The following is a 15,915-nucleotide window of genomic DNA, read 5'->3' as shown; positions in this document are numbered from 1 at the left end:
CTTTTATCTGCTCGGATCAGATAATATAAACTTAATTATTTAATAAGTTAGGTGAAATTTTAGCCACTTGAAATAAAGTAAATTCTAAATCAACAAGATCATAAATACAAAACGGATCTAATTTCATAATATTTTTAACTTCTTCAAGTGAATCACTCATTACTACAATAATCGCACCTGTTTTATCCTCTAAAGGACCAGACGCGATAAACTTATTGTTGGCAAAATACTCATCTAAAAATTTATTATGTTCTTCAAATTTAGCTAACAATTCTTCCAAAGGTTTTTTAAACTTAAAAGTTACAATTATCATTATATATTCCTTATATATTTTAAATTATTTAGGTAAATCTTTAGCTAAATTTTTCAGAACTAAAAAGTTTGGCTTATTATGATCTTTAATCATAAAAAATTAACGATGTTTAATTGTGCAATCAAAAAATCAATCCGGATTTACTAGTAAATTCATTTTTTAGCTTTAAGATTTTTCAATAGTCTATTAACTATCAGTGGATGTAGTACAGACACTGGTGCCATATATACCTTGCCGATAAAATTATGATTTTTGACTGATGTAATTACATATAATTTATTTTGTTTATCATTATCTTCAATTAAACGAAGATGTAAACAAACATCTAGATGATGATCTCTAACGATTAAAGTTAATTTATCTTTTTCTAACTCAATAACGTTAAAAAAATGCACTATATCACCAATATTAGGTATATTTTCACCTAACTGTTCAAAACCTTTTATTGTTTTAATTCCAACCATTAGGCCTAAAAAATCTCTCATCTGAAACAATATTTTAAGCCATTTCGGTTGAGATTGAATCATCATTCTATAAGCGTCATAAGCAGAAATATCTTTAGGAAGAGAGGTAGTTTGGTAACTTAAATAATTAATATCTTCCGCAATTAAAGTTACCTGATGGTTTAATAAATTATTTAATTTATTAATAATATTTGTTTTCTTAGCATCCATCACTAACTCAATTGGCAAGTAAATAAATTATTAGCTAATTTTGCTGTATGATTATACATTTATCAATCAATAATATATAAATAGTTATTACTTGCAGTTTTATTTAATTTTAGTTATTTTTCTACCAAACACCCGTTGAGGTATTAACGGAATTTAATGGCGCAACACGGCCATTTTTTTATTATATCTGTATGCCAAATACCTACCGCTGAATGTAAGGTTATTTGTTGATAGTTTAATAGAATATATGAGCATAACAAAATAAGGTTATATATAATTAAATAAAAAAACTATTCGACTCTATAGTAGAAATATAACCGGTTCATAGTTGGGACTTACTTCTTTTAAATTGTGTAGTCGATACCAAACTTCTGATCTCAATAAGAGTAGATAAGACGATAAAATAGATAGGTATAAAGAAACAATAAAAAGATTGTCATTAGTCTATAATTTCAGAATTTTCTAATTTATAAATGATAATTCGAATTTGAATATTTTTCACTTTGGAATGAGTTTGGAGCGGAAAACGTAATCCATATTACCTCTACAATCTATTGAATAAGTTATATTTATTATTGATCAAGCTATCCTTTGGACTATATTCTGGACTAAATAGCTTTTAGTTACAATAATTTTATTTATATACTTAAATGGATTACAAAGAGTCGTAAATAATACTAAGTTATTTTATACAAAAAGAAAATATTTCAATAATATAATCTCCATAATTGGTACTAACAGCGTGGAGTCATAATAACTCAGTTACATTTATCTTCCGATTTTTCTGGAAGGTCATTACAATTTAGTGAAGGTCATATTTATCAATTAACTTAATTGAATGTCCTTCATATAATTTAACATATCAAGGTGTATATCAGTTGGAGTTATGTGTGGTTAAAACACTCACAAATTATGCAGCCCATTTTTTATGATGAGCAGCAAACTCTATAACAAGCTCAAAAACTTTATCGCACTTTTCCTTGAACTCAAGACGGTTATAGCTTTCTGGCAAATTTTGATCAAGTACTTCTTCAATGGCTGTTTTTACTTTTAATTGAGTTTGACCATCTTTCCACCAATCTTGTACTAAAACTCTAGGGTGACGTTCTAATAATTTTATAATCAGTTCTTTTGCTGCAAGTTTAACTTTTTGTTCTTCAGCTTTAGTTAGTTTATCTTTTTTGAGTAAATCATAAAGTTCAAGTTCATCTTCCGTTAAGCCTTCATGTATATGGCGCTCATCTTCTTGCTTCATACTTTCAGTAAATGCCATCAAATCATCATAATAATTTTCTGTAGAAGAGCCACCAGCATTATAACGATCGACAATTTGCTGTAATTTTTGTGCGAAATCTACTCGAGTATGATTAGCTTCCAACATTCGTCGTAATTTATCTTCAATAAATGTTTTTAGCTCTGCAATCTCAATATGTTTATATTGAGTCTCAGCAAATTCTTCTTTAAGTTTTTCGACATTAAGCTTACTGAGATCCCACACTCGGTTCTTTTGCACTATCTTGTATTCGGCTTGGTGTTCCCTAACAGCAAATTTCTCACCGTTATCAACAACCATGCTTTCATCTAATAGTTCTGCAATTTTTTCATTAACATCATCAATATCAGCTTGGTTAATATGTGTGTCCACAATCCCACGTAAATATTGGATAATAGCAATTAAAGGGCGTTGCTCTTGATCTAATACTTCAGGTTTACTAGCTTCATAAAGTGAAGAGATAGTATTGTCATATACATAAAAAGTTTTTCGCCATTCATCTTTACTTAACAAGATATCGGCATATTGTTTAAATAGAGTAATATTCTTGAAAGTATTTTCTGTGTTAATAATGCTATAAAGATCAATATCGCAGGTTTTACACCAAGTAGCTGCTTGTAAAATTGCACTATCTAATAAGCTAAAAAGTACTGATTTCTCTTGTACAGGAGGTTCTGTATCATCCCCTCCTAAGGCATAATCGCGTAACGCTTTTTTCATATTACGGAATACATTATAGTAATCGACGATTTCGCCATTACGTTTTTCGATTAATTCCCCGTTATAGCCTCTAATACGATAAGCAGCTACGCGATTTGCCCGTGCAATAGTTTGCATGAGCGTATGATCTTTCATTGGCTTATCTAAATATAATGTTGATAAAGTTGGTGCATCGAAACCAGTGAGCCACATAGCACAGACAAATACTAACTGCAAAGGATGTTCAGGGTCTTTAAAATTATATTCAATATCATGCCCATGCTCATCAATCTGCTCTAAGCGTTTAATATGCGGTTTAATATCCAGCTTTGCTTTTTCAAAGCGTTCTATATCAGCATTTGGATCGCTAATAACAACAGCCATTTCAACCCGCTTCATGTAGTCGATAATTTTTTTGAAACGAGCTTTTTCAATCTCATTGGCTGTAGTTTTAACTAAACCACGTAATCGCTTTATTTCTGCTTTCCAATGAGATTGAACTTTATTGTATATTTTGACAGCAGTGAACTTATCCAGTGTGACAACCATTCCTTTACCAAGATAGCCACGACGAGGAAAATGGTAGACAATATCTTGAGCTAGTGTTTCTAGACGGTCATCTCGAACAATTATCTGTATTTCTTTAGCATATGTTTTTTCTAATTTTTCTTGCTGGGCGTCATCAAGTTTTTCTTCTTCTAATAATGTATAAAAATCCTCGCTGAGATCATCATTTTGAATAAGCATTTCTGGAACACGTTTTTCATAGTAAAGGGGCACTGTTGCACCGTCTTCCATAGCTTGCTTAAAGTTATATTCTGATACATAGTCACCAAACCATTCACTAGTTTTCCGTTTCTTACCTAGTAGAGGAGTACCTGTAAAAGCAATAAAATGTGCACCTTTTAATCCCCTACGCATATTTTCAGCGAGGTCTTTATACTGAGTACGATGTGCCTCATCAACAATAACTATAATTTCTCGCTGTTCTTTGACGGGATCAAATAAATGAGGATAAGTTTTACCCTTAGTAAAACGGAATTTTTGAATGAGGGTAAACACCACTTTTTTATTTTGACCAAGAAACTTACGCATTTCTTCTGCATTGGCAGGCTGAGCAGCGTCTTTCTCATTTACTGTACCCGTATTTAAGAAATTACGATAAATTTGCCCATCTAAATCTTGTCGATCAGTTACTACTACAAAGCTAAAATTACCCGTTACTTTCCTTAAAATCTTACGTACATAAAATATCATGGAAAAGCTTTTACCTGAGCCTTGAGTATGCCAAAAAACTCCTAGCTTACCGTCTAGTTCATCACGTTTTAAAAAGCGATTAAATGCTTGATTAACCCCCATAAACTGATGATTTTGAGCAATAATTTTTAGATTATCTTTATGAAAAAGAATAAAGTTTTCTATATAGTCTAAAAGACGGTTGGGGTTACATAAACCATCGATAACACGTTCTAGGCTAGTACCTGCTTCAGCAATATCCTTACGATTAATAGTTTCTTTTTCATCATCTACACGTAACCAATTAAAGAAATGTTCCCAACCAGCAGTAAAACTGCCTATTTTGGTTTCAACTGCATTAGAAAGTAGGCAAAAGACATTATAATTAAACAATTGGGGAATATCGTGTTTATAGCTAGTTAAATTATCCTCATATGCTGAGCGAAGCTTGATATTAGAGTTTTTTAGTTCGATAAATACTAAGGGTAACCCATTAATATATAAGATAATATCAGGACGACGATAAGCAGCAAAAGGAACTTGTACAGTTGATTTAATCCATAATTGAGTGACTGCTAGGTAACTATTGTTTTCTTTCTGATTATAGTCAATAAGTTTAACAAACTCTTGTTGTTTTATACCTTTACTGTCTTCATATATGACCGGTACGCCGTTACGAATAAAATTATCGAGTTCTTTATTAGCTATAACTGGGCTCATCATATTACGATGATCAATGATTTTAGATAGTACCTGAGCCTCAATTACATCGATAGGAATTGTAGGATTTAAGGTAAGGCATGCCATACGTAAACGATCAATAAGTACTACATCACGTTTATCAGAACGATTAGAACCATCATTTAATGTTTCAGGGTTAGGTGTAAAGCAATTTAATATATCAAAGCCATAAAGGTGTTGTAGGCTTTGCAATAATTCTTGTTCTATATCGTCTTCACTGATGAAGTTTTTTACTTTACCTTTTACCATAAGTAGTTCCTTTTTTATCTAATCTACTTTACCTTCTTCTTGCTGCATACTAGGAGGAAATGCGATATCTAAATTTTCTACTGAAAGTTTTCCTGAGATTAGACGTGGGAGTAACATATTTTTATATTCTCTCAAAATCTTATTTTGTTTCATTATAATCTTTATTTCTTGAAATAGTGGATCAACTATTGATGTATATTTTTTAATAATAAACTCATTAGCAATTAATACTTCAAATCGTTTAATTAAATCTTGGCTCAAGTTTTGTTGAGCCGCACCATGAGAGTATTGTATAAGATGGGGTTGTGCATACTTAATTAAATAATAATTATAATGATATGTAAAATAATCCAATTTTGGTAAGAAGGCACAACAAGCCTGATTAGTTGCTGCAGGTTCAGCTAAAATTGATATATCTGGCATTGCGCAATACATTGCAATCACAATAGTATTTATTGGGAAAATTTTCGCAGATGATGACTCTAATCCAGATAAGGTTATTTTTTCTTCACTTTCAAATGCGAATATGCTTTTTAACTCTCCTGTTTTAAGCCAGTTTATTTTTCCATTATAATTTCTTATATCTTTTCTAGAGGGTGTTCCCCCTGAAGCAGTATCGAAAATATTACCCAAGGATTTGACAGACCAATCTTTTGGAATACCTTTTTCAAATTTGATATCTTGATATCCTGGAAAACGAAAATGTACAAACCATTCACGATAAATTTCTTCAGCCATTTTTTCTAATAATGCAATACGTTTATTATTATTTTCAATAAGATCGTCATATGTAGACAAAATTGCAGCAATTTTGCGTTGATAAGAAATATGGGGGAAATAATAATTAAATTTTTTTAAATCACTAAGAGCCATCCTTACTTGATTTGCACTACCTTTTGCTCTTCCTTCAATATATCCCTTAAATAGTATTGTTTTTGTCAGATAAAAAAAGTATCTGGAATTAATTTTATTAGTATCTTTATTTCTGAGGCACACAGCATTTTGGTTTAAAAAAGAACCGTCAAAGTCTTTAGGAATTCTCGATGTGCGTCCAACAACTGACCCTTGTTGTGTTGGATGAGACCCTACTGTTGCAATGACAACATCTCCTTCAAATAATTTATGCTTTTGGTATTTTTCATATTTAGACCATGGCAAATAGCTATCATCTTTTTTTCTTTCAACGCCACTATTCACTAGGTTCGTAACTTTAACAACATGAATACCTTCTAGGGAATATTCATTTTCATTCCATGTGCCACCATTAATAAATTCAAAACACTGTTCTAAAAATAGTTTTGTTTCATTCATCGCAGAGAGCCTTAATATTTTTTGAAATGATTATTTCAAGAGTCTGGGCGGCGGCAGTCAATTGTTCTAATTCATCTTGTGTTTCAAGAAGCATTGAGATAAATTCTTCTTCAGTTTTCCCATCCTCTTCAATTACTACCCCCACATATCGTCCAGGGTTAAGTGAATAATCCTGTTCTTTAACTTCATCAGGTGTAGCTAACTTACAAAGTCCAATAACATCTGTATATTCTGCATTTGGAAAACGTTCATGTAACCAGTTAATATGTTTAAAAAAGCTTTCTGCATTTTTTAAAGCTTGGTGTAGTTGTTCTAATGCTTCTTTTAATTGCTTAGTTTTTCGGTCGGTTGTAGTACGTTTACCTTCAGCATGAGCTATATCTTGTTGTGTTTTCTCATGTTGACGTACATTTTTATCTAGTTGCTTTAAACTATTATGTAATAATTTAAAGAACGGCTGGAAAGTATTTGATAGTTCTTGTTGTGCTTGATTTACTTTATCAATATATTTGTTATCAGTAAGCTTTCCTTTTATATGGGATTGGTAATTTTGATATTCTTTCTGTAATTGAGCTATTTCTTGCCAGTTTTCAACTAATTCATCTACAGTATCTTTACCTATTTGTTCTCCTAATACTTCAAGTAGCTTTTCACTGATAGGAACAATTTGTTGTTCACTTATTAGCAGTAGCTGCATTCCTTTACCAAAATAACTGTCTATTAAACGAATAAATGCTGTACGATTACCTTTATGTAACTTACTAATAATGGCAATATTATGAATCTGTTCTTCGCTAAATTCACGGTGGGCACGATCAATTTGAGTAAAGATATTACGTGCATCGATAAATAGAATACGGCTATCTTGTTTAGCTTTATCAAAAAACCATAATGTTGCTGGTAAAGTTACTGTATAGAACATATTGGACGGTAAAGTAAGCATCCCGTAAATTAAATTATTTTCAATTAAGGTTTGTCTTATATCAGCTTCCGAGTGACGTGCATCACTAGTGGAGTTAGCCATAACTAATGCTGCACGTCCTTTATCTTTTAATGAGGTGGCAAATAGGTTAATCCATAAGTAATTGGCATTGGGTACAGTTTCTTTACCTTCTTCACTTTTTTTAGGTTTGGTTTTATTACGTGGGATACCATAAGTATTAAAACGTTCATCTTTCTCTACAGTAGCAATTGGCACATCGTCAACATTAAATGGAGGATTAGCCATCACAAAGTCAAATTTTCCGAAGCTATTAAATGGATCTTCCGCATAGCTATTAGCTTGGCGAATATCACCACGTAATCCATTAACTGCAAGGTTCATTTTAGCTAATTTTACAGTATCTAAAGTCTTTTCTTGACCATAAACAAATAATTGATCTTGCTCATAGCTTTGCCCTAAAGCTATAAGTTCGCGGCGATGATCATCAATAAAATGCTGTGATTGAACAAACATACCACCTGAGCCACAAGCTGGATCGTATACTGTACCTTTATAGGGCTCGATTATTTCAACCATTAATCTAACCACAGAGGTAGGTGTGAAGAATTCGCCTCCACCTTGGCCTTCTGCTAAGGCAAAGTTACCTAGAAAGTACTCATAGATTTTGCCTAAAACATCACCACTTGCATCACGAGGAATATTAGAAAATGCCTTTAATAGTTGCGAAGGTAATGTTTTATCGGTTCGGGCAAGAGGAAAATACTCGTCTTTAGGTAATACCCCATCCAATTCAGGCTTATAACGCTCAATATCTTGCATTGCTTCTTTGATTTTTTTAGCAACATTTTCTTCATCGGGAAGATTTAGCAAATAGTCATAACGAGCGTGATCGGGTAGATAAAAACCACATTTTTCAATAGCAACATCACTGATTGGTTTTTCTCGGCGAGTACCTTTTAGCTTGTTATACTCATCAAGAATGGCTTTTTCAGCTACTGCATATTTGTTATCAGCAAATTTCAAGAATATAAGCCCTAAAACTGGTGTGGCGTATTCACTAGATTTAAGGTCGCTGTTTGCTCGTAGATTGTCGGCAGCAGCCCATAGATCGTCTTCTAATTGTTTTAGTTGTTCCGCGTTCATTTAGATCTCTAATTTCTGTAAAATTATAATTGAAAATATTGTACAGTAAAAAAATAATAATCCAATATTCAATATTTAGTTATCGTCGAAAGATTTTTAATGTAAATATTTTAGAAAACATATGGAATTATATTTTAATTATTATGGTTATTTTTGAGGGATTAATTCGACTTCTGGCTAAGATAAACCAAAATTCTTAGTAAACTACTTTAAATTGTTCTTCTTTCTCCCACGCATCCAATAAATCCGCCCACTCCTGCATCATCGTTCTACGCTGCTCAATATACAGCGCATGATTATAAGTACGTCGGATCTCTTCACAACTAAAATGATACAACTGTGTATTAATCAAATCATCATCATAGCCCAAGTCCTTAAAGGCCGCAAAAAGCATCTTTCTAATCCCATGACTGGTTAAACGACCACTAATCCCTAAACGCTTCAATGCCATATTCAATGTATTTTCACTAATTGTTTGCTGGGGATCGAGACGATGACACAAAAGATACTTTTGACCAGGAAAAGCACACTCACACAACTTCTTCACAATACTTAATGCTTGGGAAGATAAAGGAACAACATAAGCAGGATAAATAAGACGACTCCTATCTGAATTCTCCAATACCTTACGACCTCTAAACACATCAACATGCCAAACCGACAGCTTGAAATCAAAATGTTGCACCTGTGCAAAGCGCAAATGCGCTAACCTAACCCCCGTCAACAATAGTAAGCGAATCGCTAATCTAGTTTGCAAATTACCTCTATAACGGGCAAGACAAGATAATAACTCATGGATTTCCTCCAGAGATAAGAAAGGATTCACCATCCGCTTGCCATAACAAGGTAATGCTAATTCATTCAAATAACTGGCTGGATTCAACTCTAACTCACCCAATGCCACCGCATAAGCAAACATCTCTTTAAGCCAAGTCCGCACCTTCTTAGCCACAGCAAATGTACCTCGCTGTTCAATACGCTGCTGAATTGCCCACACATCTTCACGAGAAATATCTCTTAATGTTCGATCACCCAAAAACGGTAAAATATCCCTTTTCAATGAACGTTCAATCTGGATAGCTGTTACTTGACCACCTACATGTTTCTTTTCCCGAGAAAACACTGAATCTAGTCGTTTCAACTTGAATGCCAACCAAGATCGAACAAACACACGAAATAGCCGACTGTCAGCAGCCGGTGAATTAGTTTGTTGGCGATAAACTCGAGGGTCAATCCCTTTCCCAAGCAGCTCATTCGAGTCTCGACACAAAGCTCTTGCTTCCTCCAGACTCACCTCAGGAAACACCCCTAACAAGATCCGGTACTGCTTCTTTTGCCAAGAAAAACGGAAATGCCAACTTCGTCGACCGTTACAAGCGACAAATAATGATAAGCCGTTCCCATCACAAAGCGTATAAGGTTTATTATCAGGTCTTGCAAAATGCACAACTTTATCCACTAATGGCATCATTGCTCCTTGTTAGCAACTGACAAAGAAAAAAATATATCTACAATAATATTGATGGATAAAAAAGCAAATTAAGAAATACATAATTTTAAACCTGTCAAATTCGATAGGTTTAAAAATCAGGCCATAAATAGCACAAAAAACGATGTACTACCTAAATCCAGATGTACTGATTTTTGGACTAAATAATTAGTGGTTATAAAAGGTAATAAGGAAGGGGTTTAAAAATAAATCAATTAATATCAATTAAGTAATAATTCAAACAAAAAACAACCGAATTCGAGTCGTATTTTAGAACTTTATTTACGTGATTAACTATTTGAATTTAAATGAATTTATTTATTTTTGAAGAATTTGGAGCGGGAAACGAGGTTCGAACTCGCGACCTCAACCTTGGCAAGGTTGCGCTCTACCAACTGAGCTATTCCCGCATATTGATTGCTTCGAAAGAAGTGGTGAGCATTATACAAAAATATTAGTCTATGGCAACCTTTTTTAACCGTTATTTTTTATTCTTCCAGCTAAGTGTTTCAAAAACACCAAAAATAAAAAGTCTAAGTGCTCTAAATTTATCCTGCTGCTTTTCTTGGTTGGTCATTGTTGATTGTAATAACCAAGCTTGTAAGCCATGAGTTATAACAAATGCAGCCAATCCAACGTAAGCAACAATATTGGCTGGCTTTGGAAATGGATGAACTAAGTTAAATAATAAAAATAACCATATAAATGAATAGATTGATTTGCCCAAAAGTATAAACATTATTTTTCTTCTCGTATAAATAAATAACTATGAACTTGGCCGGCGGTTTTTTCCCGATGTAAATACCAATTTGATGGGATATAACTAGTTAGATCATGATTTGTTTCAGACTCGATGTAAATATAAGCTGATGAAGTAAGCCAATGATTATTTTCAAGGAGTTGTACTGTCTTTTCAATCAATGATTGATGAAAAGGCGGATCGATAAAAACAACATCAAATTGTTTTTGCGCAGGTTTATCTAACCATTGAAAAGTATCGGTTGCATAAATATCAATATTATCACTGGCAATGAGTTGTTTATTTTTTTTCAACTGATTAGCTGTTTGCTTGTCTTTCTCTAATAATGTGACTGATTGAGCTCCACGTGATGCAGCTTCAAAACCTAATGATCCACTACCAGAAAAACAATCTAAACAATTGCTATTTTGTATAATTGGCATTAACCAATTATACAAAGTTTCTTTTACCCTATCTGTGGTTGGACGCAGGCCTTGTTTATCAAGAACTGATAATTTTCTACCGCGCCATTTACCACCAATAATTCTTATTGAACCATTCATATAATAACCTTACTTAGAATAGTTCTTGAGTATTGCCTTGTGAATCCGTCACACTAGTACCAACTTCTTGTGATCCATATGTAGTTGGCTCAGTTCCTTTAATAAAGTATTCAGACATTGTTCTTGCACCAGAACCTGGTAACATTCCGGTTCGTTGATCAATTGTCACTGAAATCACATTATCTGGTTTTACATCTTGTTTTTCTGGCACATCTTCAAGAGCAACTTTCATATAATCAACCCAGACTGGGTTAGCTGTAACTGCACCAGCTTCGGCACGGAAAGTCCGCCCTAAAGCACGACGGTGATCATCAAAGCCCATCCAAACCGATGTGACAATATTGCCACCAAATCCAGAAAACCAAACATCTTTCGATTGGTTAGTGGTACCAGTTTTACCACCAACATCTTTTCGACCTAAGGCTTTTACACGCCATGCTGTACCTTGCCAATCCGAACCACCAAAAACAATGGTACGTAATCCATCTTTCATAATATAAGCAATACCGCTATCAACCGTGTGTGGCGCATATTTAGGTGTTGCATCAACGGTTTTGTTATCATTATTAATATCAGGTAAGATTAGATTATCTTCTGACTTAAGATTTGCCTCTTCTGGCTCTTCATTACCTATTTCATTCGATTCATTTTCAACGTTATCTAACGATACAGAAACTGAATCAAATTTAACAACCTCATCGTTACAATTATGGCAAGCAATTAATGGTTGGTGTTGATAAATCACACCACTGTCATTGTCGTGTTCAATTTTTTCAATTAAATATGGCGTAATTAAATAGCCACCGTTCACGATTACTGAATATGCTCTAGCAACTTGTAAAGGTGTAAATGATGCAGAACCTAAGGCCAACGATTCATTATGAGAAATATTTTCTTTCGGGAATCCGAAACGTTCTAAATAGGTTGCCGCATAGTCAATACCTATAGCACGTAACGCCCTTACCATCATCACGTTTTTAGACATTCCTAAACCGATTCGCATTCTTAAAGGACCTGCATAGTTAGGAGGAGAATTTTTTGGACGCCATGTTACACTTCCAGTAGTCCGCACAATAGGTGCATCATTAAGTAGCGTAGCCATGGTTAAGCCCTGTTCTAAAGTTGCTGTATAAATAAATGGTTTTATATTAGAACCTAACTGACGTAATGCTTGTGTTGCACGATTAAATTTACTTAAATTGAAATCATAACCACCAACAATTGCCTTAATAGCACCATTATCCGAATCAAGAGAAACCAATGCGGCATTAACAGCTGGTATTTGCGCTAAGCCCCAATTATCACCAGATTTTTTTACCCAAATTAGTTGACCTGCTTTTAACGTATCATTAACTTTTCTTGGCAAAGCACCTTGTTGATTATCATTAATAAATTTTCTTGCCCATTTCATATCTTGGTAAGCAATAGTAATATTACTTTTGTCAGATAATACAGCTTTTGCTTCCTTATCATTCGATTCTAATACCACTGCTGGGCACATACCGCTATAGCAAATATATTTGTGTAAGGCTTCTTGGATTTGCTCTTCGTTTAATGCTGGCTCATTATTTTCCCATAAGACTTTTTCGGGGCCTCGATAGCCATGTCGCATATCATAATCAATAATATGTTTTTGAACTGCTTCAGTTGCTGCAACTTGATCAGTTTTAGAGATGGTTGTATAAACTTTATAACCGTCAGTATAGGCATTTTCACCAAATTTATCGTACATAAATTGTCTTGCCATTTCAGCAACATATGGTGCAGAAAATTCAATTTTTGGTGTATGGTAACTTGCATTTAAAGGTTTCTTAATTGCTTCATCATATTCAGCTTGAGTAATATAAGATTGGTCTAACATTCGTCCCAAGACCCAGTTACGTCTAATTAGCGCCTTATCTGGATGAGAAATCGGATTAAACGCTGAAGGAGCATTTGGTAAACCAGCAAGTAACGCGGCTTCATCTACGGTTAGCTGATCAGGTGTTTTACCAAAAAAGGTAAATGATGCGGCAGCAATACCATATGCTCGCGATCCAAAATTGATCATATTAAGATATAACGCCATTATCTCGTCTTTAGATAATTCTTGCTCCATACGAATAGCAATAATCATCTCTTTTACTTTACGAGATATGCTTTTTTCCGGTGTTAAGAAAAAGTTTTTAGCAACTTGTTGAGTAATAGTACTACCACCTTGTGAAAAGCCTTTTTGTTTTAATCCTACATACATTGCTCGCACAATACCAATTGGGTCAATGCCAAAATGTTCATGAAAACGAGCATCTTCGGTAGCAATAACAGCATTTACAACAATTGGTGGAATTTCATCATATTTTAATGGTATTCGTCGACGTTCACCAAAGACAGCAATCAATTCACCATCTTTACTTAGCACTTGCATAGGTGTTTGTAATCTAACATCTTTTAATGTTGCAACATCCGGTAAATCTCTTGAATAATAGCTATAACCAGCTATACCTATAATTAAGCCACAAAGAAATAAACCTATAAAAAGTTTAAGACAAAATTTTAATATTTTTAGTATTATCACAAATCATTCCTATCCAATTGATTTTTTGATCAAAAAAAGATAATAAAACTGTTGTTATATTTATTATATCAAATCATTTTTAACCGACGAGTATACTACTTACTCGATAAGACTCAAAATAAAAAGCAGTAATTATCTTTATTTCAAATAATATTTGAATCAGATTTTTAACCATTAACTCTTTTAATTTAAATGAGAAATTTAGCTTAAAATTAATTGCAATTCTTATATTTCGTTACTAATACGTTGATTAATAAATTACCATCAATACATTATCGAACAGTGCCAAAATTGCGAACAAATTGTCGATTTTAACTGTATTGCCAGTAAATTATTCAAGGATTTTGCGTATTATCTCACAATATTTTTATATTTTTAAATAAAACAAATAAATTGATTAAATAATTGTGTTTTACATCTAATTAAAGAGTAACAATATGTGGAGCACAAACCTTAATCCATCTTTTTTACAATTATTAGGTTCTTGCTGTTTTTATTTAATTTTAGTTATCATCAGCTTAATTCAGTTTGCCAATACATCACTAAATTGTTATACCTATATTTTAATTTTAGTTTTAATCGTTGAATGGTGGCGTAGTGTCAATTATTTCAAAACTATTAAAGGTGAATTGGCATTATTTGAATATATACACCAAATTTATTGGCATAAACAACGTTGGCATTTAATGCGAAAACCACTACTTTTACGTTATATGGTAATTTTAAATCTAAAATCATGTCGCGATGGCAAAAGAAGAGTACTGTTTTTAATGATCGATAACCTTGCGCCTAATGATTGGCGCACACTACACTATCATTTAAAACAAATTGATTTATCATAATGAAAATAAATTTAATTGAGAATTATTCAGATCAATTTATTAATGTGATTTTTTAATCCAATATTCAAATGGTACTGATTCAATTTGCGCGTTAACTAATTGATGGTCCATATGCCGACAAAAGCTAGGAATATCACGAGTTGTAGCCAAATCATCAGCTATAACATGTAGGATTTGGCCAACAGCTAATTCTCTAATCGCTTTACGAACTAACATAATGGGTTCTGGGCAACGCAGGCCCAGAGTATTAAGATCTTTATCAACAATCATATTTATCGTTAATATAACTATTCAAATTAAAGTAAAAGATTAGCTAAATAGTGAGATACAGCATCATCAGCATTAGAGCCAATTACTTCAAGTTCAGGAAGTAACGACTTAAGTTCAGGGCTCGCATCTTTCATAATACAGCCCTTCCCGGCCATTTTTAACATTTCATAATCATTCATACCATCACCAAAGGCAATACTGTCTTTAAGTTGATAACCTAAGCTTTCAACCACTAACTTTAATGCACTACCTTTAGTTACATTTTCCGCCATTACTTCAAGACAGTTTGCTGTGGAAAAAGCAATACTAACTTTTTTACCAAATTGTTGTTCAATTTTGTGTTTTAGTTCGACTAAGTGATGGTTATGTGCAACATCAGAAGTGGTAAAATAAATTTTGGCAATATCATCAGCAGCAAAGTTACGCGGGTCGAAGAATTGATATTTAAATTTTGTATCAGTGAAAAAACTAAGCGAATATGCATCTGGTTTATTAATTAACCAATCATCACCACGATAAACATGTGTATAAATATATGGACTGTCCTGACAAATTTGTGCTAATTCACAAGCTATATTAGCTTCAAAACTGCGACTAAAAACTAAATTACCACGACTATCATGAACTCTGGCGCCATTTGCGGTTATCATAAAAGCATCGATTTCCATATTTTCGCGCATTTGGCCAACATCGATATGGTGTCGACCAGTAGCAAAGGCAAAGTGAATTCCCATTTGACGTAAAGCTTGAAGAATTTTTTTAGTAAATGGCGATAAGCTATGCTCAGTATTTAGCAAAGTACCATCTAAATCAGAAGCGACAAAATGAAACATGATATTCTCAACTTTTATAATAAATTGTAATTTTAGCGACTAT

12 protein-coding genes and 1 tRNA gene are annotated in these 15,915 nt (G+C 33.2%); 1 reads left to right on the top strand and 12 read right to left on the bottom strand.

Features of this window, described 5'->3' with window-relative positions; all coding sequences use genetic code 11:
- Positions 1 to 31 precede the first annotated feature (31 nt).
- The 10 genes from H3T83_RS02180 to H3T83_RS02135 form a co-directional block, all read right to left on the bottom strand.
- On the bottom strand, positions 32 to 313 hold the full coding sequence (locus H3T83_RS02180) for a YciI family protein (RefSeq protein ID WP_198214948.1): 282 nt from the start codon (positions 311 to 313) through the stop codon (positions 32 to 34).
- A gap of 152 nt (positions 314 to 465) precedes the next feature.
- On the bottom strand, positions 466 to 987 hold the full coding sequence (locus H3T83_RS02175; protein WP_198214947.1) for a DUF2867 domain-containing protein: 522 nt from the start codon (positions 985 to 987) through the stop codon (positions 466 to 468).
- Positions 988 to 1,897: 910 nt separating this feature from the next.
- The gene (locus H3T83_RS02170) at positions 1,898 to 5,185 is read right to left on the bottom strand and encodes a type I restriction endonuclease subunit R (protein WP_198214946.1); all 3,288 of its coding nucleotides are present in this window, start codon (positions 5,183 to 5,185) and stop codon (positions 1,898 to 1,900) included.
- An 18-nt stretch (positions 5,186 to 5,203) separates the two neighbouring features.
- Positions 5,204 to 6,496, bottom strand: a complete 1,293-nt coding sequence (locus tag H3T83_RS02165) for a restriction endonuclease subunit S (RefSeq protein ID WP_198214945.1) — start codon at positions 6,494 to 6,496, stop codon at positions 5,204 to 5,206.
- Entirely contained in the window at positions 6,489 to 8,582 is a 2,094-nt protein-coding gene (locus tag H3T83_RS02160; RefSeq protein ID WP_086319905.1) for a class I SAM-dependent DNA methyltransferase, read from the bottom strand. The genes H3T83_RS02165 and H3T83_RS02160 overlap by 8 nt, the downstream gene beginning before the upstream one ends.
- A gap of 196 nt (positions 8,583 to 8,778) precedes the next feature.
- On the bottom strand, positions 8,779 to 10,050 hold the full coding sequence (locus H3T83_RS02155) for an integrase arm-type DNA-binding domain-containing protein (RefSeq protein WP_198214944.1): 1,272 nt from the start codon (positions 10,048 to 10,050) through the stop codon (positions 8,779 to 8,781).
- 355 nt (positions 10,051 to 10,405) lie between these two features.
- Positions 10,406 to 10,481: transfer RNA gene (locus tag H3T83_RS02150), tRNA-Gly, on the bottom strand.
- Positions 10,482 to 10,552: 71 nt separating this feature from the next.
- Positions 10,553 to 10,810, bottom strand: coding sequence for a DUF1145 domain-containing protein (locus tag H3T83_RS02145; protein WP_034902452.1), 258 nt, complete (start codon positions 10,808 to 10,810; stop codon positions 10,553 to 10,555).
- Complete coding sequence (gene rsmD / locus H3T83_RS02140; RefSeq protein ID WP_034902448.1) at positions 10,810 to 11,373, bottom strand: 16S rRNA (guanine(966)-N(2))-methyltransferase RsmD; 564 nt, start codon at positions 11,371 to 11,373, stop codon at positions 10,810 to 10,812. The genes H3T83_RS02145 and rsmD overlap by 1 nt, the downstream gene beginning before the upstream one ends.
- Before the next feature lie 13 nt (positions 11,374 to 11,386).
- Complete coding sequence (locus tag H3T83_RS02135; protein ID WP_370527991.1) at positions 11,387 to 13,927, bottom strand: penicillin-binding protein 1A; 2,541 nt, start codon at positions 13,925 to 13,927, stop codon at positions 11,387 to 11,389.
- A gap of 437 nt (positions 13,928 to 14,364) precedes the next feature.
- On the opposite strand from H3T83_RS02135, the gene H3T83_RS02130 reads away from it, so the two are divergent.
- Entirely contained in the window at positions 14,365 to 14,769 is a 405-nt protein-coding gene (locus tag H3T83_RS02130) for a protein YgfX (protein WP_110453184.1), read from the top strand.
- A 39-nt stretch (positions 14,770 to 14,808) separates the two neighbouring features.
- On the opposite strand, the gene tusA is transcribed toward H3T83_RS02130, so the two are convergent.
- Together tusA and H3T83_RS02120 are read right to left on the bottom strand one after the other, a co-directional pair.
- A complete protein-coding gene (gene tusA, locus H3T83_RS02125) occupies positions 14,809 to 15,039 on the bottom strand; it encodes a sulfurtransferase TusA (protein ID WP_034902442.1) in 231 nt (76 codons plus the stop codon).
- A gap of 26 nt (positions 15,040 to 15,065) precedes the next feature.
- Positions 15,066 to 15,872: a Cof-type HAD-IIB family hydrolase gene (locus tag H3T83_RS02120; protein WP_110453183.1), complete on the bottom strand. Its 807-nt coding sequence runs from the start codon at positions 15,870 to 15,872 to the stop codon at positions 15,066 to 15,068.
- Positions 15,873 to 15,915: the final 43 nt, after the last annotated feature.

This window comes from Gilliamella sp. M0320 (assembly GCF_016101635.1).
Taxonomy (GTDB): Bacteria; Pseudomonadota; Gammaproteobacteria; order Enterobacterales; family Orbaceae; genus Gilliamella; species Gilliamella apis.
Note: the sequence above shows the minus strand (reverse complement) of the source record. Positions and strands in the feature narration are given on the sequence as shown.

Bases quoted from the DNA above. Each gene is read 5' to 3' on its own strand.
- H3T83_RS02180 (WP_198214948.1), bottom strand. From the start codon at position 313: ATGATAATTGTAACTTTTAAGTTTAAAAAACCTTTGGAAGAATTGTTA.
- H3T83_RS02175 (WP_198214947.1), bottom strand. From the start codon at position 987: ATGGATGCTAAGAAAACAAATATTATTAATAAATTAAATAATTTATTA.
- H3T83_RS02170 (WP_198214946.1), bottom strand. From the start codon at position 5,185: ATGGTAAAAGGTAAAGTAAAAAACTTCATCAGTGAAGACGATATAGAA.
- H3T83_RS02165 (WP_198214945.1), bottom strand. From the start codon at position 6,496: ATGAATGAAACAAAACTATTTTTAGAACAGTGTTTTGAATTTATTAAT.
- H3T83_RS02160 (WP_086319905.1), bottom strand. From the start codon at position 8,582: ATGAACGCGGAACAACTAAAACAATTAGAAGACGATCTATGGGCTGCT.
- H3T83_RS02155 (WP_198214944.1), bottom strand. From the start codon at position 10,050: ATGCCATTAGTGGATAAAGTTGTGCATTTTGCAAGACCTGATAATAAA.
- H3T83_RS02145 (WP_034902452.1), bottom strand. From the start codon at position 10,810: ATGTTTATACTTTTGGGCAAATCAATCTATTCATTTATATGGTTATTT.
- rsmD (WP_034902448.1), bottom strand. From the start codon at position 11,373: ATGAATGGTTCAATAAGAATTATTGGTGGTAAATGGCGCGGTAGAAAA.
- H3T83_RS02130 (WP_110453184.1), top strand. From the start codon at position 14,365: ATGTGGAGCACAAACCTTAATCCATCTTTTTTACAATTATTAGGTTCT.
- tusA (WP_034902442.1), bottom strand. From the start codon at position 15,039: ATGATTGTTGATAAAGATCTTAATACTCTGGGCCTGCGTTGCCCAGAA.
- H3T83_RS02120 (WP_110453183.1), bottom strand. From the start codon at position 15,872: ATGTTTCATTTTGTCGCTTCTGATTTAGATGGTACTTTGCTAAATACT.